Below are 25,016 nucleotides of genomic sequence, written 5' to 3'. Positions count from 1 at the left end.
ACTGACAATGCGCCTGACCTGCGGCTTCGCGTCGCGATCCGAGCCGGGGCACGGATGTCGGCGCGGGGCGGTCCGGACCGGCGGCGGGTCGTGAGTCCGGCGGCGCGGGGGCTGGTGGGGCGTGGGTCCGTCTCGGACGGCGTGGCGGCGGATCGCTGGTACGGCGGGGCGAAGTGAGGGTGCCGCCCGGCGCGCAACGTGGTGGCGGGGGCGCCGGTCCGGCGCCGGCCGGAGGCCTCGGGTTCGCGTCGCGGAGAATGGGGGTGTGGCGGGAACTCGTGAGGTGGCGCGGCACTGGCAGTACGCGGAGCTGCCCGGTGTGGACCTCCTGCGGGCCCGGTACGTGCGGAAGAACTTCGTGCGGCACACGCACGAGCACTTCGTGATCGCCGGGATCGCGGAGGGGCTGGAGGTCTTCCAGCACCGGGGTGGTGACCAGTACGCGGGCGCGGGAACGCTCGCTCTGGTCAATCCCGACACCCCGCACACCGGACGGGCCGGTGTGCCCGAGGGCTGGCGGTACGGCGCGGTGTACCCGTCGCCCGAACTCGTGGCCGGGATCGCCGCCGAGACGACGACCCTGCGAGGGACTCCGGGGTTCGTCAGCCCCGTGCTCGACGATCCGTACGCCGTCGCGCTCGTGCACCAGATCCTCCGGGCCGCCGACGAGGGCAACGCGCTCGCCGCCGACACACTGCTGCGGGTCGCCGTGACACGGCTGCTGCGGCTGAACGGCGGGACGCTGCCCGACCGGCAGGTGCGCACGGCCGGGGCCCGGACGGCGGCACGCGCGCGTGCCGTGCTGGAGGAGCGGCTCGTCGATCCGCCGACCCTGGAGCGGCTCGCGGGCGACCTCGGGACGAGCCCCTTCGCCCTGCTGCGGGCGTTCCGGGACGCCTACGGGATGCCGCCGCACACCTGGCTCACCGACACCCGGGTCAGGCGGGCGCGGCGCCTGCTGGACGCCGGGACCGCCCCGGCGGAGGCGGCACTCGCGGTGGGCTTCACCGACCAGCCGCACCTCAACCGTCACTTCGCCAGGATCGTGGGCGTGCCGCCGGGTGCGTACCAGCGGGAGCGCAAGAACGTACAAGACGCGCGGGGCGGGCCGCTCCTACCGTCCGGCAGGTGACAGAACAGACAGCTCTCGCAGACATACGGGACGACGACCGGGGAGTAAGGCCGGACACCGCCGTCGTCCGGGACGCCCTCGGGGTCGGGATCGCCGTCGGACTCTCCGGGTTCGCCTTCGGAGTGACCTCGGCGGGCAGCGGACTCACGGTGTGGCAGACCTGCGCGCTCAGCCTCCTGGTGTTCACCGGCGCGTCCCAGTTCGCGCTCGTCGGGGCGCTCGCGGCGGGCGGCAATCCGCTCACGGCGGCCGCCGGCGCCTTCTTCCTCGGTGTACGCAACGCCTTCTACGGTCTGCGCCTGTCGCAGTTGCTGGCCCTCCCGCGCGCGGTGCGCCCGTTCGCCGCACAGTGGGTGATCGACGAGACCACGGCCGTCTCGCTGGCGCAACGCGATCGACGAGGCGCGCGGATCGGGTTCGCCGTGACCGGACTCAGCCTGTACGTGCTGTGGAACCTGACCACCCTGCTGGGCGCCCTCGGTGCGGAAGCCATCGGGGACACCGACGCGTGGGGGCTCGACGCGGCCGGCCCGGCCGTCTTCCTCGCGTTGCTCGCGCCCATGCTGAAGTCCACCACCGAGCGGGTCGCCGCGGCGCTCGCGGTCCTGCTCGGACTCGGTCTGCTGCCCGTCCTGCCCGGCGGGGTGCCCGTCCTGGTGGCCGCGCTCGCCGCGCCGCTCGCCCTGTGGGCCGAGGGCCGACGCCAGGGCCGCGCGCGGGGCGAGGAGGAGCGCCGGTGAACGTCTGGATCGCGATCGGCGCGACCGCCCTCGGCTGCTACGCCGTCAAGCTCACCGGCCTGCTCGTGCCCGCCGGGGTGCTCGAACGGCCCCTCGTCCGGCGGCTCGCGGCCCTGCTCCCCGTCGCCCTGCTGGCCGCCCTCACGGCCCAGCAGACCTTCGCCGACGGCCAGTCCCTCGTGCTCGACGCCAAGGCCGCCGGACTCGCCGCGGCCGCCGTGGCGCTCGTCCTGCGAGCGCCGTTCCTGCTCGTCGTCGCGGCGGCCGTGGCGGTCACGGCCGGGGTGCGGGCCCTGGGTGGATGAGGGGGTGTCCTCCTGAGGTCCCCTCCCGTGCCGGCGCGTCGGGTCAGCCGATGGCGCGGCCGTACGACCGGAGGGCGCTCAGCGCTTCGATCGTCACCACCGGGCGGGACTCCAGCTCCGTGCCCGGCGCCCACCCGCGCCACCGGATCGGCCAGCCGCCGTCCTCCCGCTGTTCGCCGGCGAGGAAGTCCAGGGCGCCCGCCATCTCGGCGTCGGTGAACCACGCGCGCGCGAGCGAATTCGGTGTCTTCGCGTAGTCGTACGGGAAGTGGTGCTCGCCGGGCGCGTAGCCGGGGGCGACGGGGTACGCGTCCCGGCGGTCCGGGTCGAGTACGGCGAGCCGCTGCTCGCGCGTCAGGCGGCCCAGGCGGTCGGCGGCGGCCTCCGCGCGCGGGCGGTCCGAGGCGGAGTCCAGGAAGGTCACGGCGGCCTGGATCTCGTACGGGTGGGACGTCTCCATGGCGTCGACCGCCTGCCAGCAGAAGTCCGTCGCCCTGAACAGCCAGGCGTGCCAGACCTCGTTGCGGTGCAGCAGACCGACCACCGGACCGGTCGCCAGCAGTTCGCCGGGCGGGTCGTCCACGATCGGGACGAACGGGGCGGCGGGGTAGCCGCGCTGGCTGGGAAGGACCGCCGGGAGCGCCCCGTCGGCAGTGGAGACGGAGGTGAGGTAGCGGCACACCCGTTCCGTGCGCTGCCCGCCGCAGCGGCCGAGCGAGTCCAGGACGTGCAGGGCGCGTGCGGTGTGCAGGGGCTGGCTGACGGGGCCGCGGAGATCGGGCTCGAGCGCGTGGCCGTATCCGCCGTCCTCGTTGCGGTACGCGTCGAGCGCCGTCTCCACGGGGTCGGCGGCGCCACGGAGGAAGTGGTGTGCGAAGAGACGCTGTTCCAGCACGCGCGCGGTGAGCCAGACGAAGTGCTCGGCGCGGAAGAGCGGGGAACGCGCCGACGGCGTCGGGGGGAGTGGGGATGCTCCGGATTCGACCATGAGTCAGACCGTAGGCCGGAAAGTGGCCTCCGCAGGCGGTCCCGGCCACTGCCACCCCCGGGCGCGGGATACTGGTGTCATGCGGTTGACGGTCTTCTGGCAGCGGATGGCGGAGCACTTCGGCACGGGGTACGCCGAGACCTTCGCGCACGATCACGTGATGACGGAACTCGGCGGGCGCACCGTGCACGAGGCGCTGGCGGCCGGCTGGGACGCCAAGGACGTCTGGCGCGTGGTGTGCGCGGTGATGAACGTTCCGCGGGAGAGGCACTGATCCGGCGAGGAGACCGCAGGGGGGTCACCGATGGCCGGTGGCGTGGGCGAGACTTGGTCCGTGGCACCCACTGACGAGAACGGGCACGTCGGCCCGCAGGCACCCCCGTCGGGCCCGACGACGCCCATTCGGCCGCCGTCCGGCACCGACGCCGCGCCGAGCGCGCGCATGCCGCGCTGGCTCCCCCGCGCGATGCTGCTCGCACTCGCCCTGGTCGGTGCGTTCCAGCTGGGCACCTGGGCCTTCCACCAGGTCATCGGCCTGCTGACCAACATCCTCATCGCGTTCTTCCTCGCCCTCGCCGTCGAACCGGCGGTGAGCCGGATGGCGGCGCGCGGTATACGCAGGGGGCTCGCCACCTTCCTCGTCTTCTCCGGTCTGCTGATCGTGTTCGCCGGCTTCTTCACGCTGCTCGGCTCGATGCTCGCCGGGCAGATCATCAAGATGATCGAGGGCTTCCCGCAGTACCTCGACTCGGTGATCAACTGGGTCAACACCACGTTCCGCACCGACCTCAGGCGGGTCGACATCCAGGAGGGCCTGCTCCACTCCGACTGGCTGAGGAAGTACGCGCAGAACAGCGCGGCCGGTGTCCTGGACGTCTCCACGCAGGTTCTCGGCGGCCTCTTCCAGCTGCTGACGATCGGACTGTTCTCGTTCTACTTCGCCGCCGACGGGCCCCGGCTGCGGCGCGCCCTGTGTTCCGTCCTGCCGCCCGCCCGGCAGGCCGAGGTGCTGCGCGCGTGGGAGATCGCCGTCGACAAGACCGGCGGCTACCTGTACTCACGTGGTCTGATGGCCCTGATCTCCGGCGTGGCGCACTACGTACTGCTCCAGATCCTCGGTATCCCGTACGCGCCCGTGCTCGCCGTGTGGGTCGGAGTGGTCTCGCAGTTCATCCCGACCATCGGCACCTATCTCGCGGGTGCGCTGCCCATGCTGATCGCCTTCACGGTCGATCCCTGGTACGCGCTGTGGGTGCTGATCTTCGTCGTGGTCTACCAGCAGTTCGAGAACTACATGCTGCAGCCGAAGCTCACCTCGAAGACCGTCGACATCCACCCTGCCGTGGCCTTCGGCTCCGTCATCGCCGGAACCGCGCTGCTCGGCGCGGTCGGCGCGCTGATCTCCATCCCCGCGATCGCCACGCTCCAGGCGTTCCTCGGTGCCTATGTGAAGCGCTACGACGTCACGGACGATCCCCGTGTGCACGGGCACCGGAGACGGGGTGAGGGACCGAATCCGCTCACGCGTGCGCGGCAGCTGTGGACGCGGACGCGGGAGCGGGAGCGGACGGCCGGGCCGGGAGAAGGGTCCCGCTGACACCTGGTGCGGGCCCTCACAGGGGTCCCCCGACTGACAAGAGGGCTCACCCGGGTCCGTCGCGACGAGCCCGGTGCGGGGTCCGGGGCGTTGCGGATGCGCGACCGCAGGCTCGGAGGTGCCGCGTGGTGCGCTTGACACTAAAATCGAACATACATTCTGATGGAGGTTCCGGCGGGGCTCTCGACGGGTACTTCGTCCCGGTTTGGATGGCGAAGTGCCCGAGTTGTCCACAGGCCGGGCCGGCGTCGAGGCGCATTGTCAGTGGCAGGCGTTAGCGTCTTTGACGTGAAGCGATCGACTCAAGCAAATCGGGTGGAACCCATGGCAGGCACCGACCGCGAGAAGGCCCTGGACGCCGCACTCGCACAGATTGAACGGCAATTCGGCAAGGGCGCGGTCATGCGCATGGGCGACCGGTCGAAGGAGCCCATCGAGGTCATCCCGACCGGGTCGACCGCGCTCGACGTGGCCCTCGGCGTCGGCGGTCTGCCGCGCGGCCGTGTCATCGAGGTCTACGGACCCGAGTCCTCCGGCAAGACGACCCTGACCCTGCACGCGGTGGCGAACGCCCAGAAGGCCGGCGGCCAGGTGGCGTTCGTGGACGCCGAGCACGCCCTCGACCCCGAGTACGCGCAGAAGCTCGGCGTGGACATCGACAACCTGATCCTGTCCCAGCCGGACAACGGCGAGCAGGCCCTGGAGATCGTGGACATGCTCGTCCGCTCCGGGGCACTCGACCTGATCGTCATCGACTCCGTCGCCGCGCTCGTCCCGCGTGCGGAGATCGAGGGCGAGATGGGCGACAGTCACGTGGGTCTGCAGGCCCGTCTGATGAGCCAGGCCCTGCGGAAGATCACCAGCGCGCTCAACCAGTCCAAGACCACCGCGATCTTCATCAACCAGCTCCGCGAGAAGATCGGTGTGATGTTCGGCTCCCCGGAGACCACGACCGGTGGCCGGGCGCTGAAGTTCTACGCCTCCGTGCGGCTCGACATCCGGCGCATCGAGACGCTGAAGGACGGCACCGACGCGGTCGGCAACCGCACCCGCGTCAAGGTCGTCAAGAACAAGGTCGCGCCGCCCTTCAAGCAGGCCGAGTTCGACATCCTCTACGGGCAGGGCATCAGCCGTGAGGGCGGCCTGATCGACATGGGCGTGGAGCACGGCTTCGTCCGCAAGGCCGGCGCCTGGTACACGTACGAGGGCGACCAGCTCGGCCAGGGCAAGGAGAACGCCCGCAACTTCCTCAAGGACAACCCCGACCTCGCCAACGAGATCGAGAGGAAGATCAAGGAGAAGCTGGGGGTGGGCGTGCGCCCCGAGCAGCCTGCCGAGGCCACGGGCGCGGATGCCGCGGCCGCCCCGGACGCGCCGGCGGCCGACGCGGCCAAGACGGTTCCCGCTTCCACAGCCAAGGCCACCAAGACCAAGGCCGCGGCTGCCAAGAGCTGAGCCGGCCCGTGACACGACGAACGGACTGGGCCGAGTACGACGCCCACCCCGGAAACTTCCCCCCGCCGGGAAGCGGGGACGGCGACGGCCGGGCCCGGGGCGGTGAGGACCTGCCGGACAGCGGGTCCCGCGGGGACGACGGGTCGGCCCGCGCAGGCCGGTCCCGTGGCCGCCGCGGGGGACGCGGCGGCGAGGGCGGTTCGCGGGGTGGGCGCCGTCGGCGCGGCTTCGGAGAACCGTCCACCGAGGACGAAGACACCTCTGCCTCGTCGAGGGCCGAGAAGGGGGAGTCTTCAGGGGACCCGGCTGAGCGGGCACGGGCGATCTGCCTGCGCCTGCTCACCGGGACCCCGCGCACCCGGAAACAGCTCGCCGACGCCCTGAGCAAGCGGGAGATCCCGGACGACGTGGCGGAGGAGGTGCTCTCGCGGTTCGAGGAGGTCGGACTGATCAACGACAGTGCCTTCGCGGACGCCTGGGTGGAGTCCCGGCACCACGGCCGCGGTCTGGCCCGGCGGGCCCTCGCGCAGGAGTTGCGCACCAAGGGCGTCGACCCGGCCCTGATCGGCGAGGCGGTCGCCCAGCTCGACTCCGAGCGGGAGGAGTCCACCGCCCGCGAACTGGTCGCCCGCAAGTTGCGCTCGACCCGCGGACTCGACCGGGACAAGCGGCTGCGCCGTCTCGCCGGGATGCTCGCGCGCAAGGGCTATCCCCAGGGCATGGCCCTGCGGGTGGTCCGGCAGGCGCTCGAGGAGGAGGGCGAGGACACGGAATTCCTGGATGACGGGGATCTCTGACCTACGGAAAGGAATTCCTCGGTGACGAGGGCGGACCGAGGAGGTCGGCGCAGCGGAGACGCAGGCGTGGGCTCCTCTTCTCCCGCAGTTCCTCGCTGACGCTCCGTCAGTCCGACTGGTTGCCTCGTCCCCCGGCACCGCTGCGCTGTGCCGCCCGCGCGAGGACCGACCCCACGTGCGCGTCCAGGGACAACACACCTAGTACGTCACCGGCAGCCCCCTCGACCGCCACGCCTGGAACCCGCCCACGAGGTCGGTGGCCCGGCTGAGCCCCAGCTGGTGCAGGGAGGCGACCGCCAGGCTCGACGCGTAGCCCTCGTTGCAGACCACGACGATCCGAAGGTCGTGACCGGTGGCCTCGGGGGCACGGTGGCTGCCCTGGGGATCGAGCCGCCACTCCAGTTCGTTGCGCTCGACGACCAGGGCGCCGGGGATCAGCCCGTCCCGCTCGCGCAGGGCCGCGTACCTGATGTCCACGAGGAGTGCCTCGCCCGCGCGGGCGGCCTCGTAAGCCTCCCGTGCCTCCACGCGCGTGTACCCGGCCCGTACCCGCTCCAGCAACTCGTCGATGCCCACGGGCCGCTCGCCTTTTCCCGCGGCACCCTTCCCCGCGGCACCCTTCACCACGTCACCACCCGCCGCGCCGCCACTCACTGCCAGTCCTCGGGGCGCTCGACCTGCTCCAGGCGCAGCACCTGGCCCGTGCGGCTGTACCGCCGGATCCGCGGCAGGGGCGGATGGTAGGCGTGCACGGAGACCGCGTGCTGGTCGAGGGACTCGTTGAGGACCTCGTGGACGTGGTGGCGTCCGAAGGCGCGGCCCTCACCGGCCGACAGCCGGCGTTCCCGGTCCACGTCCTCCGACAGTTCCAGGGTCTTCCAGCCGTCTGTGGGCAGCCGCGCGGCGAGCGAGTTCTCCTTCAGCTCGCCGCGGGCGGTGAGGAAGGCACCCGACGAGTCGGCGTGGTCGTGCCAGCCGGTGCCGGTGCCGGGCGGCCAGCCGATCAGCCAGGCCTCGCTGCCGCCGGGGCCCTCGAGGCGTACCCAGGTGCGCCCTTCCGGGTCGAGGGGCAGCGAGGCGATCAGCGCGGTGTCGGCGGCCGTGCGCCGTACGAAGTCGAGGAGGTCCGCCTGCGTGGGCGTGCGCGTGGGCGTGGCGACGGATGCGGACAGAGCGGGGGACGCGGAGGGGAAGACAGACACGGGTACCGTCCTGTGGCGTTCGCGGGAGCGTGCGGCCGCACGAGAGCGCGGCGGCGCGCGCCAGGGGAAAACCTGGGGAAAAGGGGTGCGAATTCAGCAGGACGGACGACACACGCAGCCCGCGTAGCGGACGAGGTCCATATGGACCCTCCGCCACAGGCGCACACAGGTGTCGGTCACGATCCGGAGTAGACCATGCCGGGGTGAGCCGGTCAACCGGCTGTCACCATGTGGACCGCGGCGTGACGGTGAGGCGGATCAGCCGATCGTCGTACCGGACGAAAACGCCTGGTACCCCGTCGACGGCGCCGCCCCGGCCCCTCCCGGTCACCTCACCTGGCCCCGGCCCCCGCCTCGGCCCCCGCCTCCGCGGCTCCTCCCACCGCCGCCTCCGCCGCCGCGTACAGATCGGCCGGCCGCACCCCGCTCAGCGCGGTGACCAGGTGGCCGTCGGGCCGGATCAGCAGGACGGTGTGGGCGGCCGCGCCCGGATAGCTCTCGGCGACCAGCAGCTCGGCCGGGCTCGGCAGCGCCGTCACCGCGGCGGCGAGCCGGGGCATGATCCCGGCGCCCACCCAGTGCCGGCGCTCCCAGACGCCGGTGCCCGGCGCGATCAGCAGGACGATCAGGGCTCCCCGGCCGAGCCGGTCCCGCAGCTGGACGAAGGAGCCGTCCTCGGCGGTGACGCGGACGTCCGTGACCGGTGCGCCGGGAGGCGTGTCCACCGGCGCCTCCGCCTCCAGGCTCCGGGGCGCGAGCGGGGAGCCGGCGTACGAGCCCGGCGCGCCCAGTTGGCCGCGCCCCAGGTGACCGTCGGTGAGCAGGGCGTCGTGGGCGCGGGCGGCGCCGGGGACGTACGCCCTTATGCCGGGGCCGCCGCGCAGTGTCGGCAGGATCTGGTCGGCGGCGCGCAGCCGGGCGGCGACGACCGCGCGCCGCTCCGTCTGGTAGCTGTCGAGCAGCGCCTCGTGCGGGCCGTGGTGCCAGGCCAGGGCCAGCTTCCAGGCCAGGTTGTCGGCATCCCGCAGGCCCTCGTCCAGCCCCTGGGTGCCGAAGGCGCCGAGGAGGTGGGCGGCGTCCCCGGCGAGGAAGACCCGCCCGGCGCGCCAGCGGCGGGCCAGCCGGTGGTGGACGGTGTGGACACCGGTGTCGAGCAGCTCGTACGCCGGGGTGGTGCCGCCGTTCCAGCCCGCGAGGGTCTCGCGGACGCGGGCGACCAGCAGTTCGGGGGTGACGAGGTCCTTGCCGGGCGGCAGCAGCCAGTCCAGGCGCCAGACGCCTTCCGGCAGCGGACGTCCGGTGATCTCCCCGGCGGAGGGGCCGGAGGTCCGCCACGGTGGTGTCCGGTGGAGCAACGCCCGGTCGTCCCAGGGAAGTTCCGTGCGCAGCGCGGCGACGGCGTGCCGCTCCACCGCCGTACGGCCGGGGAAGCGGATGTCGAGGAGTTTGCGGACCGTGGAGCGGGGGCCGTCGCAGCCCACCAGGTAACTGCCGCGCCACCAGGTGCCCTTGGGGCCGCGGGTGTGGGCCGTGACACCGGAGGGTTCCTGCTCGACGCCGTCCAGGCGGCTGTCCACGGCGACGCGGACGAGCCGCTCGCCGGCCAGGGCCGCGCGCAGGGCGTCCGTCAGCAGGTGCTGGGGGAGGTGCAGCGGAGCCGGGTCGGCGTCGTCGAACGTGATCTCGTGTGTCACCTGCTTGCGCCGCATCGACCGCCAACCGGCCCAGCGGACGCCCGCCCCGTCGAGCGGGGCGCCGGTGAGCCGCTCCAGCAGGGCGGCGGTGTCCTCGCGCAGCACGACCGTGCGCGCGAGCCGCGGCTCGTCCTTGCCCGGCCCCTCGTCGAGGACGACCGAGGGCACCTCCTGACGCGCCAGCGCCAGGGCGAGCGTGAGCCCGACGGGCCCCGCTCCGACGATGATCACCGGGTCCACGGCGTGGTGCCCCCTGCCCGCGACGGTGTCCTCAGGGACGTAGGTGAACAAGGGGTAGGAGCAGGGTGCACGATCACAGAACGTATGCAACCCATTGCCACAGCTCGCGTCAAGTGACGGAGGCAGCGGCGCGCACGCCACTGCCTCCGTACAGGTCACGCCGGGTGAGTGGGCGTCAGGTGATCGTCTTGCCCGTTCCGTGGCTCTCGGCGATCGCGGCGGGGTTGTCCTCGACCTCGTCCGGGTCGAGCACCGCGCCCGTGCCGCGCTTGCTGCGCCGCAGCCGGGCCTCCAGCCAGGAGGCGAAGGAGGTGAGGGCGAAGTTGACGACGATGAAGATGAGCGCCACGACGATGAAGCTGGGGACGACGTTGGCGTAGTTCGCCGCGAGCGTGCTGCGGGCGTTGAGCAGCTCGGTGAACCCGAGCAGCACGCCGCCGAGCGCGGTGTCCTTCACGATGACCACGAGCTGGCTGACGATGGCCGGCAGCATCGCCGTGACGGCCTGCGGCAGCAGGATGCTGGTCATCGTCTGGCCCTTGCGCAGGCCGATCGCGTACGCGGCCTCCGTCTGTCCCCTGGGCAGGGAGAGGATGCCGGCCCGGACGACCTCGGCGAGGACCGAGGCGTTGTAGAGCACGAGGCCGGTGACGACCGCGTACAGGGGACGGTCCTCGCTGGTGATGTCCGAGGAGCGGACGTACAGCTCGTTGGCGAACAGCATCAGCAGCAGCACCGGGATGGCCCGGAAGAACTCGACCACCGCGCCGGCCGGGACGCGCACCCAGCGGTGGTCGGACATCCGCAGGATGCCGAGGAGCGCGCCCAGGGGAAGGGCGATGACCATGGCGAGCGCCGCGGCCTTCATGGTGTCGGCGAGGCCCGGCAGCAGGTAGGTCGTCCAGGCCTGGGACGTGGTGAAGGGCTCCCACAGGGCCCATTCGAGCTGGTTCTTGTCGTCCATCTTCTGCCACACCCACCACAGGGCCAGGGCGAGCAGTACGAAGAAGACGACGGAGAGGAGGACGTTGCGCCGTTTGGCGCGGGGCCCGGGGGCGTCGTAGAGGACCGAGCTCATCGCTTCACCGCCAGTCGCTTGCCGAGCCAGCCGAGCAGCAGGCCGGTGGGAAGGGTAAGGACCACGAAACCGAAGGCGAAGACCGCGCCGATGGCCAGCGTCTGGGCCTCGTTCTCGATCATTTCCTTCATCAGGAAGGCGGCTTCGGCCACGCTGATGGCGGCCGCCACGGTGGTGTTCTTGGTCAGGGCGATCAGGACGTTGGTCAGCGGGCCGATGACCGAGCGGAACGCCTGCGGCAGGATGACGAGCCGCAGCGTCTGGCTGAAGCTCAGCCCGATCGCGCGTGCCGCCTCGGCCTGTCCGAGGGGCACGGTGTTGATGCCGGACCGGATCGACTCGCAGACGAAGGCCGCCGTGTAGGCGACCAGACCGAGCACCGCGAGGCGGAAGCCCTGGAGGGCGAAGTCGTCGGACGCGCCCATCGTCATGCCGAAGATGTCGGCGAGGCCGAGCGAGGTGAAGACGATGATGACCGTCAGAGGGATGTTCCGGACGATGTGGACGTAAGCGGTGCCGAACCCGCGCATCAGCGGGACCGGGCTGACGCGCATCGCGGCCAGCAGGGTGCCCCAGACCAGGGAGCCGACGGCGGAGAAGACGGTCAGTTTGACCGTCATCCAGAACGCCGCGAGGACGTCGTAGCCTTCAAGAAAGTCGAACACGATCTCCCGCGCTTCCGGGTGTGTGGCGTACGTGGAGGGCGTGGCGCGCCGTCCGCCGTGATCGCGACGACGGACGGCGCGCCCGCGGAACCCCACGCCGGGCGCGGGATTCCTGAGACGGCGGGTGCCGGGTTACTTGACGATGACGCCGATCTTCGGGGCCTCTTCGTTCTTGTACTCGGCCGGGCCGAAGTTCTCCTTGACGGCCTTGTCCCACGAGCCGTCGCTGACCATCTTCTCCAGCGCGGCGTTGATCTTGTCGACGGTGGCCTTGTCGCCCTTCTTGACGCCGATGCCGTAGTTCTCGTTCGAGAGCTTCTCGCCCACGAGCTTGAACTGGCCCTTGTACTTGTCCTGCGCGGCGAAGCCCGCGAGGATCGAGTCGTCGGTGGTCACCGCGTCGACGGCGCCGCTCTGGAGGGCGGCGATGCACTCCGAGTAACCGGAGTTCTGACGCAGGTTGGCCTTCGGGGCGATCTTGTCCTTGACGTTCTGCGCCGACGTCGAGCCGGCCACCGAACACAGGTTCTTGCCGTTGAGGTCCGCGCCCTTGGCGATCTCGGAGTCCTTCTTCACCAGCAGGTCCTGGTGGGCCAGCAGGTACGGGCCGGCGAAGTCGACCTTCTTGGCGCGCTCGTCGTTGATCGAGTAGGTGGCCGTGATGAACTTGACGTCGCCGCGGGAGAGCGCGTTCTCGCGGTCGGCGCTCTTGGTCTCGACGAACTGGATCTGGTCGGGCTTGTAGCCGAGTTCCTTGGCCACGTACGTCGCCACGTCCACGTCGAAGCCGGAGAAGGAACCGTCGGGCTCCTTCAGGCCGAGACCCGGCTGGTCGTACTTGATGCCGATCTTGATCTTGTCGCCGCCGCCGCCGGAGCCGGAGCCGCTGCTCGTGTCGTCCTTGTCGCCGGAGCCGCAGGCGGTGGCGGCGAGGGCGAGGGCGAGGACGGCGGCCGAGGCGGCGGAGACCTTGCGAAGCTTCATGATCAACTTCCTTTGGGTGATGCCTTCGATGAAGGAGAGGTGCGGGCCGTCGAGAGGCGGGTGACGCTGGTCGCGGGCGCGCGGGGCGCCGTCAGTGGTGCAGGATCTTGGACAGGAAGTCCTTGGCGCGGTCGCTGCGCGGATTGCTGAAGAACTGGTCCGGCGCAGCCTCTTCGACGATGCGGCCGTCGGCCATGAACACCACGCGGTTCGCGGCCGAGCGTGCGAACCCCATCTCGTGGGTGACGACGACCATCGTCATGCCCTCCCGGGCGAGCTGCTGCATGACCTCCAGCACCTCGTTGATCATCTCCGGGTCCAGGGCGGAAGTCGGCTCGTCGAAGAGCATCACCTTGGGGTTCATGGCCAGGGCGCGCGCGATGGCCACGCGCTGCTGCTGGCCGCCGGAGAGCTGGGCGGGGTACTTGTCGGCCTGGCTGGCCACGCCGACGCGGTCGAGCAGGGCGCGCGCGTTCTCCTCGGCCTTCTTCTTGTCCGCCTTGCGGACCTTGATCTGGCCCAGCATCACGTTCTGCAGCACGGTCTTGTGCGCGAACAGGTTGAACGACTGGAAGACCATGCCGACGTCGGCGCGCAGCCGGGCCAGTTGCTTGCCCTCCTGGGGCAGCGGCTTCCCGTCGATCGTGATCGAACCCTCGTCGATCGTCTCCAGGCGGTTGATGGTGCGGCACAGCGTGGACTTACCGGACCCGGAGGGTCCGATGACCACGACGACCTCACCGCGCTCGATGGTCAGATCGATGTCCTGGAGAACGTGCAACGCGCCGAAATGCTTGTTGACGCTCTTCAGGACGACCAGTTCGCCGGGTGCGGCCGCGTCTTCCTTGGCCACCGATACTTCGGTCATCGCTTTCGGGCTCCGTCCTCCTCGGTTTCGGAGGACAGTAGTGACCACTCACGATCAGCGTCATTACATCTGAGGGGAATCTGAGCATCACGATCCGATAGCAATCGGACACGTGTCGTAGTGCCGGGGACCTGGGACCGTATCGGGCGGATAACGGAAGTCCCGCGCAACCGGAACCCACTTGACGGCGTCCTCGTCCATCAGCGTGACTGCCATGGTGCACGCGCGCGTGCACCGCGCTTTTCGCCCACCGAAACCGTACGCCTGGGTCGTGCGACTTTGTACAGAACCAGATGGTACGCCCGATGAACCGGAGGAGGCCGGGATGAGACTGCTGCTCGTCGAGGACGACAACCATGTCGCCGCCGCGCTGTCCGCGGTCCTGAAGCGGCACGGTTTCGACGTCACCCACGCGCGCAGCGGCGAGGAGGCGCTCCAGGCGCTCGTCCCGGAGGGGCCCGGCTTCGGGGTCGTCCTGCTCGACCTGGGGCTGCCCGACCAGGACGGCTACGAGGTCTGCGGCAAGATCCGCAAGCGCACCGCCACCCCCGTGATCATGGTGACGGCCCGCTCCGACGTGCGCTCCCGCATCCACGGCCTGAACCTGGGCGCCGACGACTACGTGGTGAAGCCGTACGACATCGGTGAGCTGCTCGCCCGCATCCACGCCGTCAGCCGGCGCACCGTCCCCGAGGACGCGGCGGCCGCGGGGGACGGCGAGCTGCTGCTCGGGCCCGTGCGCATCGAACTGCCCACCCGGCGCGTCACCGTGGAGGGTGCCGTCGTCCAGCTCACCCGCAAGGAGTTCGACCTGCTGGCGCTGCTGGCCCAGCGCCCCGGCGTGGTCTTCCGGCGGGAGCAGATCATCAGTGAGGTGTGGCGCACCAGCTGGGAGGGGACCGGACGGACCCTGGAGGTGCACGTCGCCTCCCTGCGCGCCAAACTGCGCATGCCGGCCCTGATCGAGACCGTGCGCGGCGTCGGCTACCGGCTCGTGGCCCCGGCCTAGCGAGGACCGTTGCGCACACGTCTCCTGCCGCTGCTCATCGTCCTGATGGCGGCCGTGCTGCTCGCGCTGGGTGTGCCGCTGGCGGTCAGCGTGGCCGGCGCCCAGCAACAGGACGTGGTCGTCGACCGCATCGACGACACGGCACGGTTCGCCGCCCTCGCCCAGTTCGTCACCGTCCCCACCGGCGCCTCCGACCCGGTCTCCACGACCAACGACGAGCGGCGCGGGACGCTGAGCCGCGAACTGGCCAACTACTACGACGTGTACGGCATTCGTGCCGGTGTCTTCTACGGCGGCGACACCCCCATGGCCCACGCGCCGAGGGACTGGTACCTCCCCGAAAAGGGCGAGGTGCGGGACGCGTTCGAGGAGGCGCGGCTGAGCCGGCGCAGTCACGACCCCCAGCAGGTGTGGCCCTGGCAGCGCAACCGGCTCGTGGTGGCGTCCCCGGTGATCCGGGACGGCGACGTCGTCGCGGTCGTCGTCACCGACTCGCCCACCGGGGCGATGCGTTCGCGCATCCTGCACGGCTGGCTGGTCGTCGGCGCCGGCGAGATCGCGGCGATGCTGCTCGCCATCGGGGCGGCCCTGCGGCTGACCGGCTGGGTGCTCAGGCCCGTGCGGGTCCTGGACGCCACCACCCACGACATCGCCACCGGCCGTCTGAAGTCCCGGGTCGCGGTCGCGAGCGGCCCGCCGGAACTCAGGCGGCTGGCCCGGTCGTTCAACGAGATGGCGGACAACGTCGAGGACGTGCTGGAGCAGCAGCGCACCTTCGTCGCCGACGCCTCGCACCAGCTGCGCAACCCGCTCGCTGCGCTGCTGCTGCGCATCGAACTGCTCGGCTACGAACTGCCGGAGGGCAATGAGGAGATCGCGTCCGTGCAGAGCGAGGGCAAACGCCTCGCCCAGGTCCTGGACGACCTGCTCGACCTGGCCCTGGCCGAACACACCCAGGCCGACCTGCGGGTCACCGACATCGGCGCGCTGGCCGCCGAGCGCGTCGCCGCCTGGGCGCCCACCGCCGGGGCCAAGGGCGTCCGCCTGACCGGTGACTGCCCGCCCACCACGGCCTGGGCCGACCCGGTCACGCTCTCCAGCGCCCTGGACGCGGTGATCGACAACGCGGTCAAGTTCACGCCGGAGGGCGAGCGCGTCGAGGTGACGGTCGCCGTCGACGGCGAGGCCTCCACCGTCGTCGTCACCGACCACGGCCCCGGCCTCACCGACGAGGAGCTCCAGCGCGTCGGCGACCGCTTCTGGCGCAGCGGCCGGCACCAGAACATCAAGGGCTCCGGCCTCGGCCTGTCCATCTCCCGCGCCCTGCTCGCGGCCGGCGACGGCACGATCTCGTACGACCACCACCAGCCCACCGGGCTGAAGGTGACGGTGTCCGTGCCGAGGTCGCGGCCGGCGGCCTGAGACCGGCCCCGCTACGGCTTGACGGAGCGGTAGTAGCGCCGGGCTCCCTCGTGCAGGGGGAGGGGGTCGGTGTAGATGGCCGTGCGCAGATCGACCAGCTGGGCGGAGTGCACGTGCCGTCCGATCCCGTCGCGGCTCTTGATCACGGTACGGGTCAGCCACTCGGTGAGCCTGGGGTCCACGTCCGTGCGGGTCACCAGCAGGTTGGACACCGCGATCGTCGGCACCGTGGAGCCGTTCTGGATGATCGGGTAGGCGGACTCGGGCATGTTGGTGGCCCGGTAGTAGCCCGTCGCGTCGTCCTGCTGGTGCATCTTGGCCACCAGCGCGGCGTCGATCGGCACGAACCGGAAGGTGAAGCCGTCGGCCAGCCTCTCCAGCCCGGCCGTCGGCACCCCGCCGGACCAGAAGAACGCGTCGATCTTCCGCTGCTTCAGCCGTTCCGGGCCGGTGTCTATGCCCTCCGACACGGCCCTGATGTCCTTCGCCGGATCCACGCCCGCCGCCCTGAGGACCCGTTCGGCGATCAGCCGCACCCCCGAACGGGGCAGCCCGGTCGCGACCGTCCGTCCCTTCAGGTCGGCCACGGTCCGCACGTCCGAGTCGCGCGGCACGACCAGCTGCACGTAGTCGTCGTACAGCCGGGCGACCCCGCGCAGCCGGGCGACCGCGTCGCGGTGTTCCCGCTCGTACGTCTCCACCGCGTCGGCCGCGGCGATGGTGAAGTCGGCCTCCCCGGTCGCCACGCGCGCGACGTTCTCCTGCGAACCGTTGCTGGTGGTCAGGTTCACGTCCAGGTCGGGCATGTCCTCGGCCAGCTCGGTGCGCAGCCGGCTCCCGTACTCGTGGTAGACGCCGCTCGTGGTGCCCGTGCTGAAGGTGATGGTGCCGCTCGGCGGGTCCTGACCCAGCGGCAGCAGCCACCACAGCAACAGCCCGAGGGCGACGGCGGCGGCGGCCGCGCCCTGCACGGCCCGGCGCCGGCCGACGGGAGGGAACACCTTGGACATGCGCGCGATCCTGCCAGGTGGGGCGGCGAACTGGCCAGGGCGGGGCACACCGGGTGGTGCCGGGCGGGACTGTCAGTGGCCGTCGATACAGTCGGTCGCATGAGTTCTTCGCCCGCCGACCTGGTCCGTCAGTTCCACCTCGCCTTCGGTCTCGACGCCCGCAGCAAGCCGACGGAAGTGCCGGCCGGCCTCGCCGCGCACCGCGGGGAACTGCTCGCCGAGGAGGCCGCCGAGGTGGCCGAGGTGTCGGTGGACGGGCCCCTGGACCGCCTCGCGCACGAACTGGCCGACGTCGTCTACGTCGCGTACGGCACGGCTCTGGTGCACGGGATCGATCTCGACGCCGTGATAGCCGAGATCCACCGCTCCAACATGACCAAGCTCGGACCCGACGGGCAGGTCGCCCGCCGGGCGGACGGCAAGGTCCTCAAGGGCGAGCACTACGAGGCACCGGACGTGTCGGCGGTGCTGCGCCGCCAGGGGTGGGTCCCCGGCGGCGAGGCCTGACGGTTCTCGGGCGGGCGTGGGCGTCGTCGACCGGCGGCAGGCGCCCTCATCGGCCGGTGGGGGCGGCAAACACGCCCCCACGACCGGTGGCAAGGCGCGGTTCCCCGCCCGGCGCCGGTCTTCGTGGTGGGGCCCACCTCACGTGACCGCTGCCGGGCCCGCACCGAGACGACCGGTGCCTACGGTGCGGCGCGCCCCCCCGTGGGCACCGTCACCGTCACCGGCCCGTTCCTCAGTCGCCCACCGGCGCCTCCGCGCGCGTCTCGGCCGCCCGCTCCGGCGACAGGGTCCGGCGCGCTTCGCGCAGGCGGGTCCAACGGGTCGCCAGGGGTTCCGTGTAGCGGGCGGTGAGCGGGCCCAGGACGACCAGGATCAGGACGTACGCCGTCGCCAGCGGGCCCAGGGACGGTTCGATGCCGGCGGTGACCGCCAGCCCCGCGATGACGATGGAGAACTCCCCGCGGGCCACCAGGGCGCCGCCCGCGCGCCAGCGGCCCTTGACCGAGATGCCGGCGCGCCGCGCCGCCCAGTGCCCGGTCGCGATCTTCGTCGCGGCGGTCACGACGGCCAGCACCAGGGCGGGCAGCAGGACCGGAGGAATGCTGGCGGGATCGGTGTGCAGCCCGAAGAACACGAAGAAGACGGCCGCGAACAGGTCCCGCAGGGGACTCAACAGGGTGTGCGCGCCCTCCGCCACCTCACCGGACAGCGCGATGCCGACCAGGAACGCGCCGACCGCCGCCGACACCTGGAGCTGCTGCGCCACTCCGGCGACCAGGATCGTCAGTCCCAGGACCACGAGCAGCAGTTTCTCCGGGTCGTCGCTCGAGACGAACCGGGAGACGACCCGGCCGTAGCGCACCGCCGCGAACAGGACGAGCCCCGCCGCGCCCAGCGCGACCGCCAGGGTCACGCTGCCGGCCGCCAGCCCCACCCCGGCCACCAGCGCGGTGACGATCGGCAGGTAGACCGCCATGGCCAGGTCCTCCAGCACCAGGACGCTCAGGATCACTGGCGTCTCCCGGTTGCCGACCCGGCCCAGATCGCCCAGCACCTTGGCGATCACCCCGGACGAGGAGATCCAGGTGACGCCCGCCAGCACCACGGCCGCCACCGGGCCCCAGCCCAGCAGCAGCGCGGCGGCGGCGCCCGGCAGCGCGTTGAGCGTGAAGTCCACCAGGCCGGAGGGGTAGTGGGCCTTGAGGTTGGAGACCAGATCGCTGGCCGTGTACTCCAGGCCGAGCATGAGCAGCAGCAGGATGACGCCGATCTCGGCGCCGGTGGCCACGAACTCCTCGCTCGCGCCCAGCGGGAGCAGCCCGCCCTCGCCGAAGGCCAGGCCGGCGAGCAGATAGAGGGGGATCGGCGAGAACCGGAAGCGGGCGGCGAACCGGCCGAGCAGTCCGAGGGCCAGAATGATGGAACCGAACTCGATCAGCAGGACCGCGGAGGAGTGCACCGGTTCACTCCCGACCGAGTATCGCCGCGGCCGCGTCCACGCCCTCGCGGGTGCCGATCACGATGAGGGTGTCGCCGCCCGCCAGCCGGAAGTCCGGCGTCGGCGAGGGGATCGCCTCGGCCCGCCGCAGCACCGCCACGATCGACGCGCCGGTCTCCGTGCGCATCCGGGTGTCGCCCAGCAGCCGCCCGTTCCAGCGGGACGTCGCGGCCACCTCGATGCGCTCGGCGACCAGCCCGAGGCCGGTCGTGTACAGCAGGCTCGCGCTGTGGTGGGACGGCTTCAGCGCGTCGATCAGCGAGCCCGCCTCGGCGCCGGAGAGGCGCAGCGACTGGGCGCAGGAGTCCGGGTCGTCGGCCTGGTACACGCTCACCGTCCGGGTTCCGTCACGGTGGGCCACCACGGACAGGTGGCGCTGCTCCCGCGTCACGAGGTCGTACTGGACGCCTATGCCTGGCAGCGGCGTCGTCCGGAGGCGTGGAGCGGACACGGTTTCTTCCCCTTGAGGTCGTGGACGGTCGATGTCGGTGCTGATGCCGGTGCTGATGCCCTCGCGGTACCGGTACGGTACCGGCGCCGCGAGGGCGGCGGTGGCCGGTGCCGGCCGGCCCCCGGGACCGTCGATCATCAGTGCGCCGACGCGCCATGCTGCCATCCCGCCGTACGGTGACGACATGGGTGTCGTCACGGATGGACAAGGCCGACGCAGGACGGAGATGCTGGTCAGGGCGGTGCCATGGTCCCTGACGGGCCGGCCGCGCACGGCTCGGCCGTCGCGGGGGAACCGGCCGAGGACGAGGACCGGGGGAGGAGGAGTCGCGCACGTGTCGTTGTTCTGGCGGATCTTCGCCCTCAACGCCGTCGGCCTGGTGGTGGCCGCCGCGCTGCTCCTGGGTCCGGTCACCGTCTCCACGCCCGTCCTGCCGGCCGAGGCGTTCGTCGTCGTGGCGGGCCTGGCCTCGCTGCTGGCCGTCAACGCGGTCGTGCTGCGCGTCGGGCTGGCACCGCTCGGGCGGCTGGGCCGGGCCATGGGCGACGCCGACCTGCTGCACCCCGGCGCCCGTGCCGTCGTCTCCGGTCCGGTCGAGACGGCCGAGCTGATCACGACGTACAACGCCATGCTCGACCGGCTGGAATCGGAGCGGGCGACCAGCGCCGCCCGCGCCCTGTCCGCCCAGGAACGCGAACGCCACCGCATCGCCCGCGAACTGCACGACGAGGTCGGCCAGACCCTCACCGCCGTACTCCTCCAGCTCAAGCGCGTCGCCGACCGGGCCCCCGACGACCTGCGTGACGAGGTGGGGCAGGCGCAGGAGGCCACGCGTGCGGGACTGGACGAGATCCGCCGGATCGCCCGCCGTCTGCGCCCGGGTGTCCTCGACGAACTCGGCCTGGTCAGCGCCCTGCGCTCGCTCGCCGCCGAGTTCACCACCCACGGGCTGACGGTCCGCCCCGACCTGCGGCCCGGCCTGCCCCCGCTGACCGAGGAAACCGAACTGGTGCTTTACCGGGTCGCCCAGGAAGCCCTGACCAACACCGCCCGGCACGCCGGTGCCGACCGCGCCGAACTCCGTCTCCGTCCCGTCGCCGACGGCGTCGAACTCCTGGTGCGGGACAACGGCCGGGGCCCCGGGCCGACCGCGGGGGAGGGGGCCGGGGTCCTGGGGATGCGGGAACGGGCGCTGCTGATCGGAGCGACGTTCACCTTCGGGCCCGGCCTCGGCGGCGGCACCGCCGTACGCCTGCGGACCGCGCCCGCCGCGGCCGCGCCGCCCACCACCGCGCCGGCCGCCGCTCCGCCCACCACCGCGTCCACCACCGCGCCGGCCGCCCCCGCTCCGCCCACCACCGCGCCACCCGCGGGAGGCGGCCTCCGGTGACCGGGGTCCGTCCGTCCCGGCGCGGGGCCTCGCCGCTCAGCCATCACGCCCGCCCCACCGTCCCCGGAGGCCGCCGATGACCGACGAGTCCGCACCGACCCGCGTGCTCCTCGCCGACGACCACACCCTCGTGCGCCGCGGAGTGCGGCTCATCCTGGACGGCGAACCCGACCTGACGGTCGTGGCGGAGGCGGGAGACGGGGCCGAGGCGGTCGAGCGGGCCCGCGCGGGGGACATCGACCTCGCCGTTCTGGACGTGGCCATGCCAAGAATGACCGGTCTCCAGGCGGCCCGCGAACTCTCCCGGCGGCTGCCCGGCCTGCGGATCCTGATCCTCACCATGTACGACAACGAGCAGTACTTCTTCGAAGCCCTCAAGGCCGGCGCGGGCGGGTACGTGCTGAAGTCCGTCGCCGACCGGGACCTCGTCGAGGCGTGCCGGGCGGCCGTGCGCGACGAGCCGTTCATCTACCCGGGTGCGGAGCGCGCGCTCGTGCGGTCGTACCTCGAACGACTGCACCGCGGCGCCGGCGTGGACGGCCTGCCCGACCGGCCCATCACCGAGCGCGAGGAGGAGATCCTCAAGCTCGTCGCCGAGGGACACACCTCCAAGGAGATCGGCGCGCTCCTCTTCATCAGCGCCAAGACCGTCGAACGGCACCGCGCCAACCTTCTCCAGAAGCTCGGCATGCGCGACCGCCTCGAACTCACGCGCTACGCCATCCGGGCGGGCCTGATCGACCCGTGACCCCGGCCCCGGCCCGGCCCCTGCCCCGGTCCCGTCCCGTGCGGGCACGCGCGCTCACGCGCCCGCGTGCACGTACGCCGCCCGGACGTGCGGGCGTTGCGGCATCCGCTCGCGCAGGGCGCGGACGCTGTGGTGCGCGGCGAGGGCCGGGCCGTGCGCCGGTTCCTCCGCGGCCCGGCGGTAGAAGTCGCGGGTGACGTGGTCGGCGTGCGTGCTGTCGATCTCCCGGAGCGTGCCGACGGCGGTCGGGAAACCGGCGAGCAGGAACGCGCCGGTGATGGGGATCGCCGCGTCGCTGAGCCGCTCGGAGGTACGGGCCGCACCGCAGGCCGCGAGGAAGGCGAGGCGCGCCGCACCCGGACGCGCACGGCAGACGTCCAGCACCGGCAGCGACTCGCCGCTGGGCAGGTGCAGCAGGGCCCCGGACGGTGCCGCGGGGTCGGTCGCCGCGTGGCAGCCGAAGTGCCGCACAGGCCGCGCCGCCCAGCCCGGCCAGGACGGCCTCCCGGGTCGCGGCGGCACCGGCCAGCGGCTCACCCGCGCCCAGCAGCCCGGCGGCGTGGCGGGTGGCGGCCGCGACGCCGGGCGGTTCCTCCTCGGGTGAGGCGACCAGCGGCGCGCCACCGCCACCGCCGCCACCGCCGCCACCGCCACCGGCGTCGGCCGGGCCGCGCCGCTCCGCCCGGTCGCGCGTGGGGGCGAGGGTCGGCTCCACCCTCCCGGCGGCTGCGGAGGAACAGTTGCCCGCCCGCGACGCGCTCGATCCGCCGCAGTCGGGCCGAAAGCGGGCTGGGTGATCCCGAGCTGCCTCGCAGCCCCGCTCGGACTGCGGGCCTCGCCGATCGGGCACACGGCTTCGAGATGCCTCGACTCCCGCCTCATCGGCGCAGCGTACGCACGGCGCCGCACCGTGACCCGCGCCTTGTGGAGATTGGCATGTACTCAACCGGCTGGGTGCGGACCCGTACTCGGCCGCAACGATCCGCCTCCCCGCGGTGAACGGGGCACGACGTTGCGCCCGGCCGCGGTCATTGCCGCTGCCGCTGCGTCGGCACTGGAGCTCTCGGCGAGCCCCGCGGCCGCCCCTGCCCCCGTCCCCGTCGCCCCCGGCGCGGTCGGGAGGGACGGGTCCGGGCCGCTTCCCGGTCGCGGCGGTTCCCTCGCTCTCGTCGCCGGCGAGGCTGCGGCCGGCGGCTCCGGCGAACTGCGGCACGGTGCCCGCAAGGCCTCCGTCCGCACCGCGGTCACCCCGTTCCTGATCGCGAAATGACCGACTCCTTCCCCCGCGGACCCCATTGACGCGAGCTCGCGGCTGCTGCGACCGTCCTCATGTTGAACATGGCCATGTCATGAAATCCGGCTCCCTCCTCACCGGGAGGAGCCGGAGGCGGCACGCCGTCAGGCCCGCGCCACCTCGCCACCTCCGCCCACACAAGGAGCCACGGTGCTACGAAGACTCAGCCTCGCCGGCCTCTCCCTGGCCGTGACCCTGGGACTGGCGTCCCTGCCCGCCGCGTCAGCGGCCGCCTCGTCGCCGACGAGCGGCCCGACGGCCCGGCTCGGCCACGGCGGCACCACCGCCGGCACGACGGCCGCCGTGCTCGCCGCGGCCGCCCCCGACATCGACGTCTCCAAGGTCCAGGCACACCTGACCGAGTTCAGCCGCTTCGCCGCCGACAACGGCGGCAACCGGCGCTCGACCGGCCAGGGCTACCGCGACTCCCTCGCGTACGTGAAGGGCAAGCTCCAGGCGGCCGGTTACACGGTCACCGAGCAGCCCTGCACCTCGGGCTGCACCACCAATGCCGGACCGAACCTCATCGCCGAGTGGCCGGGCGGCGACGCCTCGAAGGTCTACATGTTCGGCGCCCACCTGGACAGCGTCTCGGCCGGGCCCGGCATCAACGACAACGGCTCCGGCAGCGCCGCGATCCTGGAGACGGCGCTGACCCTCGCCGCGAACAATCCGCAGATGACCAACCGGGTCCGCTTCGCCTGGTGGACCGACGAGGAACAGGGCCTCAACGGCTCGGACTTCTACGTCCGTTCGCTGACCTCGACGCAGCGCTCGACGATCAAGGCGTACTACAACTTCGACATGATCGCCTCCACCAACGGCGGCTACTTCATCAACCACGTCACCTCCACGGCCGCCCAGCCGATGAAGGCGTACTGGGACTCGCTGAACCTCCAGCCGGAGGAGAACACCGAGGGCGCGGGCCGCTCCGACGACTACCCGTTCGAGCAGTACTCCATCCCGACCTCGGGCTACGCGATGGGCGCGAGCGCCCGCAAGACCTCCGCGCAGGCGGCCAAGTGGGGTGGCACCGCGGGCTCCGCGTACGACCCCTGCTACCACCAGCCCTGCGACACCGTCGGCAACATCAACGCGACCGGGCTCAACCGTGCCGCGGACGGCATTGCCCACACCCTGTGGACGGTCGCCGTCTCCCAGCAGGTCCCGGCCGCCGACTTCTCCGTCGCGGCGAGCCCGGCCTCCGGCACCGCCGACCGGGGCACCTCGGTGGCCACCACCGTCGCCACGGCCACCACCAACGGCTCGCCGCAGACGGTGAACCTGTCGGCCTCCGGCGCGCCCACCGGCGTGAACGTCTCCTTCAGCCCGGCCACGCTCACCTCGGGCCAGTCGTCCACGGCGACGTTCGCGGTGGGCTCGTCGGTCGTCCCGGGCACGTACCCGATCACCCTGACCGGCACCGGTGCCGTCACCCGCACCGCCACGTACACGCTGACGGTCAGGGGCACCGGCACCTGCCAGCCCGGCCAGCTCGTGGTCAACGGCGGCTTCGAGAGCGGGACCTCGCCGTGGACCGGTGACACCGCGGCGATCGGCGCCTACTCCGGTCAGTCCGCGCACAGCGGCACGCGCTTCGCCTGGCTGGGCGGTTACGGCCGTACCGGATCCGACAGCCTGAGCCAGACGGTGACGGTGCCCTCCGGGTGCGCCAAGGCCACCCTGACGTACTGGCTGCACATCGACACGGACGAATCCGGCAGCACGGTCTACGACCGGTTCACGGTCAAGGCGGGCAGCACCACGCTGGCCACCCTGTCCAACGTCGACGCGGCGAGCGGCTACGTCCAGCGGACCCTGGACCTGAGCCCCTACGTGGGCCAGCAGGTCACGCTGTCGTTCACCGCGACCGAGGACGCCAGCCTCCAGACCAGCTTCGTGCTGGACGACGTGAGCGTGCAGACCGGCTGACACGGGGCCG

26 protein-coding genes are annotated in these 25,016 nt (G+C 72.2%); 13 read left to right on the top strand and 13 right to left on the bottom strand.

Going from position 1 to position 25,016, the window contains the following annotated elements; genetic code table 11:
* Positions 1-265: 265 nt before the first annotated feature.
* From ACIP5W_RS23625 to ACIP5W_RS23615, 3 genes are read left to right on the top strand one after another with little or no spacing between them, the layout of a single operon-like run.
* Positions 266-1,132 (top strand): AraC family transcriptional regulator, encoded by an 867-nt coding sequence (locus ACIP5W_RS23625; RefSeq protein ID WP_401476874.1) that lies wholly within the window; start codon positions 266-268, stop codon positions 1,130-1,132.
* The gene (locus tag ACIP5W_RS23620; RefSeq protein ID WP_401476872.1) at positions 1,129-1,872 is read left to right on the top strand and encodes an AzlC family ABC transporter permease; all 744 of its coding nucleotides are present in this window, start codon (positions 1,129-1,131) and stop codon (positions 1,870-1,872) included. Before ACIP5W_RS23625 ends, ACIP5W_RS23620 begins: the two co-directional genes overlap by 4 nt.
* A complete protein-coding gene (locus tag ACIP5W_RS23615; RefSeq protein WP_366061112.1) occupies positions 1,869-2,177 on the top strand; it encodes an AzlD domain-containing protein in 309 nt (102 codons plus the stop codon). The genes ACIP5W_RS23620 and ACIP5W_RS23615 overlap by 4 nt, the downstream gene beginning before the upstream one ends.
* Positions 2,178-2,220: 43 nt before the next feature.
* Here the strand turns inward: ACIP5W_RS23615 and ACIP5W_RS23610 are convergent, their stop codons facing one another.
* Positions 2,221-3,165, bottom strand: coding sequence for a hypothetical protein (locus ACIP5W_RS23610; RefSeq protein ID WP_401476868.1), 945 nt, complete (start codon positions 3,163-3,165; stop codon positions 2,221-2,223).
* Positions 3,166-3,244: 79 nt separating this feature from the next.
* Between ACIP5W_RS23610 and ACIP5W_RS23605 the strand changes: the two genes are divergently transcribed.
* The 4 genes from ACIP5W_RS23605 (at position 3,245) to recX (ending at position 7,014) form a co-directional block, all read left to right on the top strand.
* On the top strand, positions 3,245-3,439 hold the full coding sequence (locus tag ACIP5W_RS23605; protein ID WP_401476865.1) for a DUF3046 domain-containing protein: 195 nt from the start codon (positions 3,245-3,247) through the stop codon (positions 3,437-3,439).
* A gap of 60 nt (positions 3,440-3,499) precedes the next feature.
* On the top strand, positions 3,500-4,762 hold the full coding sequence (locus ACIP5W_RS23600; protein ID WP_401476862.1) for an AI-2E family transporter: 1,263 nt from the start codon (positions 3,500-3,502) through the stop codon (positions 4,760-4,762).
* Positions 4,763-5,086: 324 nt separating this feature from the next.
* Positions 5,087-6,217 carry a recombinase RecA gene (gene recA, locus ACIP5W_RS23595; protein WP_401476859.1) on the top strand — a complete coding sequence of 377 codons (1,131 nt, stop codon included), beginning with the start codon at positions 5,087-5,089 and terminating at the stop codon, positions 6,215-6,217.
* Positions 6,218-6,225: 8 nt separating this feature from the next.
* The gene (recX, locus tag ACIP5W_RS23590; RefSeq protein ID WP_401476856.1) at positions 6,226-7,014 is read left to right on the top strand and encodes a recombination regulator RecX; all 789 of its coding nucleotides are present in this window, start codon (positions 6,226-6,228) and stop codon (positions 7,012-7,014) included.
* 198 nt (positions 7,015-7,212) lie between these two features.
* On the opposite strand, the gene ACIP5W_RS23585 is transcribed toward recX, so the two are convergent.
* The 8 genes from ACIP5W_RS23585 to ACIP5W_RS23550 all read right to left on the bottom strand — a co-directional run bounded on the left by ACIP5W_RS23585 (position 7,213) and on the right by ACIP5W_RS23550 (position 13,745).
* Positions 7,213-7,641, bottom strand: coding sequence for a rhodanese-like domain-containing protein (locus ACIP5W_RS23585; RefSeq protein ID WP_401476926.1), 429 nt, complete (start codon positions 7,639-7,641; stop codon positions 7,213-7,215).
* A 23-nt stretch (positions 7,642-7,664) separates the two neighbouring features.
* Positions 7,665-8,216 carry a cysteine dioxygenase gene (locus ACIP5W_RS23580; protein WP_401476853.1) on the bottom strand — a complete coding sequence of 184 codons (552 nt, stop codon included), beginning with the start codon at positions 8,214-8,216 and terminating at the stop codon, positions 7,665-7,667.
* A 93-nt stretch (positions 8,217-8,309) separates the two neighbouring features.
* Entirely contained in the window at positions 8,310-8,381 is a 72-nt protein-coding gene (locus tag ACIP5W_RS23575; protein WP_309544753.1) for a putative leader peptide, read from the bottom strand.
* A gap of 167 nt (positions 8,382-8,548) precedes the next feature.
* Entirely contained in the window at positions 8,549-10,150 is a 1,602-nt protein-coding gene (locus tag ACIP5W_RS23570) for an FAD-dependent monooxygenase (RefSeq protein WP_401476924.1), read from the bottom strand.
* A gap of 175 nt (positions 10,151-10,325) precedes the next feature.
* On the bottom strand, positions 10,326-11,228 hold the full coding sequence (locus ACIP5W_RS23565; protein WP_401476850.1) for an amino acid ABC transporter permease: 903 nt from the start codon (positions 11,226-11,228) through the stop codon (positions 10,326-10,328).
* Positions 11,225-11,893: an amino acid ABC transporter permease gene (locus ACIP5W_RS23560; protein WP_401476847.1), complete on the bottom strand. Its 669-nt coding sequence runs from the start codon at positions 11,891-11,893 to the stop codon at positions 11,225-11,227. The genes ACIP5W_RS23565 and ACIP5W_RS23560 overlap by 4 nt, the downstream gene beginning before the upstream one ends.
* A gap of 132 nt (positions 11,894-12,025) precedes the next feature.
* The gene (locus tag ACIP5W_RS23555) at positions 12,026-12,877 is read right to left on the bottom strand and encodes a glutamate ABC transporter substrate-binding protein (RefSeq protein WP_401476844.1); all 852 of its coding nucleotides are present in this window, start codon (positions 12,875-12,877) and stop codon (positions 12,026-12,028) included.
* A 91-nt stretch (positions 12,878-12,968) separates the two neighbouring features.
* Entirely contained in the window at positions 12,969-13,745 is a 777-nt protein-coding gene (locus ACIP5W_RS23550; protein WP_401476841.1) for an amino acid ABC transporter ATP-binding protein, read from the bottom strand.
* A 325-nt stretch (positions 13,746-14,070) separates the two neighbouring features.
* On the opposite strand from ACIP5W_RS23550, the gene ACIP5W_RS23545 reads away from it, so the two are divergent.
* Together ACIP5W_RS23545 and ACIP5W_RS23540 are read left to right on the top strand one after the other, a co-directional pair.
* Positions 14,071-14,754: a response regulator transcription factor gene (locus ACIP5W_RS23545; protein WP_401476838.1), complete on the top strand. Its 684-nt coding sequence runs from the start codon at positions 14,071-14,073 to the stop codon at positions 14,752-14,754.
* A gap of 9 nt (positions 14,755-14,763) precedes the next feature.
* On the top strand, positions 14,764-16,176 hold the full coding sequence (locus ACIP5W_RS23540) for an ATP-binding protein (RefSeq protein ID WP_401476835.1): 1,413 nt from the start codon (positions 14,764-14,766) through the stop codon (positions 16,174-16,176).
* An 11-nt stretch (positions 16,177-16,187) separates the two neighbouring features.
* Here ACIP5W_RS23540 and ACIP5W_RS23535 read toward each other — a convergent pair whose 3' ends face one another.
* A complete protein-coding gene (locus ACIP5W_RS23535; RefSeq protein WP_401476832.1) occupies positions 16,188-17,186 on the bottom strand; it encodes a TAXI family TRAP transporter solute-binding subunit in 999 nt (332 codons plus the stop codon).
* A gap of 99 nt (positions 17,187-17,285) precedes the next feature.
* Between ACIP5W_RS23535 and ACIP5W_RS23530 the strand changes: the two genes are divergently transcribed.
* Positions 17,286-17,693 (top strand): MazG nucleotide pyrophosphohydrolase domain-containing protein, encoded by a 408-nt coding sequence (locus ACIP5W_RS23530; protein WP_401476829.1) that lies wholly within the window; start codon positions 17,286-17,288, stop codon positions 17,691-17,693.
* Positions 17,694-17,925: 232 nt separating this feature from the next.
* On the opposite strand, the gene ACIP5W_RS23525 is transcribed toward ACIP5W_RS23530, so the two are convergent.
* Positions 17,926-19,152 (bottom strand): cation:proton antiporter, encoded by a 1,227-nt coding sequence (locus tag ACIP5W_RS23525; RefSeq protein WP_401476826.1) that lies wholly within the window; start codon positions 19,150-19,152, stop codon positions 17,926-17,928.
* 4 nt (positions 19,153-19,156) lie between these two features.
* Positions 19,157-19,642, bottom strand: coding sequence for a cation:proton antiporter regulatory subunit (locus tag ACIP5W_RS23520; RefSeq protein WP_382795088.1), 486 nt, complete (start codon positions 19,640-19,642; stop codon positions 19,157-19,159).
* 334 nt (positions 19,643-19,976) lie between these two features.
* Between ACIP5W_RS23520 and ACIP5W_RS23515 the strand changes: the two genes are divergently transcribed.
* Both ACIP5W_RS23515 and ACIP5W_RS23510 read left to right on the top strand, forming a co-directional pair.
* On the top strand, positions 19,977-21,032 hold the full coding sequence (locus ACIP5W_RS23515; RefSeq protein ID WP_401476823.1) for a sensor histidine kinase: 1,056 nt from the start codon (positions 19,977-19,979) through the stop codon (positions 21,030-21,032).
* A 76-nt stretch (positions 21,033-21,108) separates the two neighbouring features.
* Positions 21,109-21,780, top strand: a complete 672-nt coding sequence (locus ACIP5W_RS23510; RefSeq protein ID WP_363091944.1) for a response regulator transcription factor — start codon at positions 21,109-21,111, stop codon at positions 21,778-21,780.
* Between the two features lie 54 nt (positions 21,781-21,834).
* Here the strand turns inward: ACIP5W_RS23510 and ACIP5W_RS23505 are convergent, their stop codons facing one another.
* Complete coding sequence (locus ACIP5W_RS23505; RefSeq protein ID WP_401476819.1) at positions 21,835-22,251, bottom strand: CHAT domain-containing protein; 417 nt, start codon at positions 22,249-22,251, stop codon at positions 21,835-21,837.
* Between the two features lie 973 nt (positions 22,252-23,224).
* On the opposite strand from ACIP5W_RS23505, the gene ACIP5W_RS23500 reads away from it, so the two are divergent.
* Positions 23,225-25,006, top strand: a complete 1,782-nt coding sequence (locus tag ACIP5W_RS23500; RefSeq protein WP_401476816.1) for a M28 family peptidase — start codon at positions 23,225-23,227, stop codon at positions 25,004-25,006.
* The last annotated feature ends 10 nt before the right edge of the window (positions 25,007-25,016 follow it).

Origin of the sequence: Streptomyces sp. NPDC088766, assembly GCF_044750845.1 — a bacterium.
Lineage (GTDB): Bacteria > Actinomycetota > Actinomycetes > Streptomycetales > Streptomycetaceae > Streptomyces.
The sequence above is the reverse complement of the archived record's forward strand: the minus strand, read 5'-3'. Positions and strand labels throughout refer to the sequence as shown.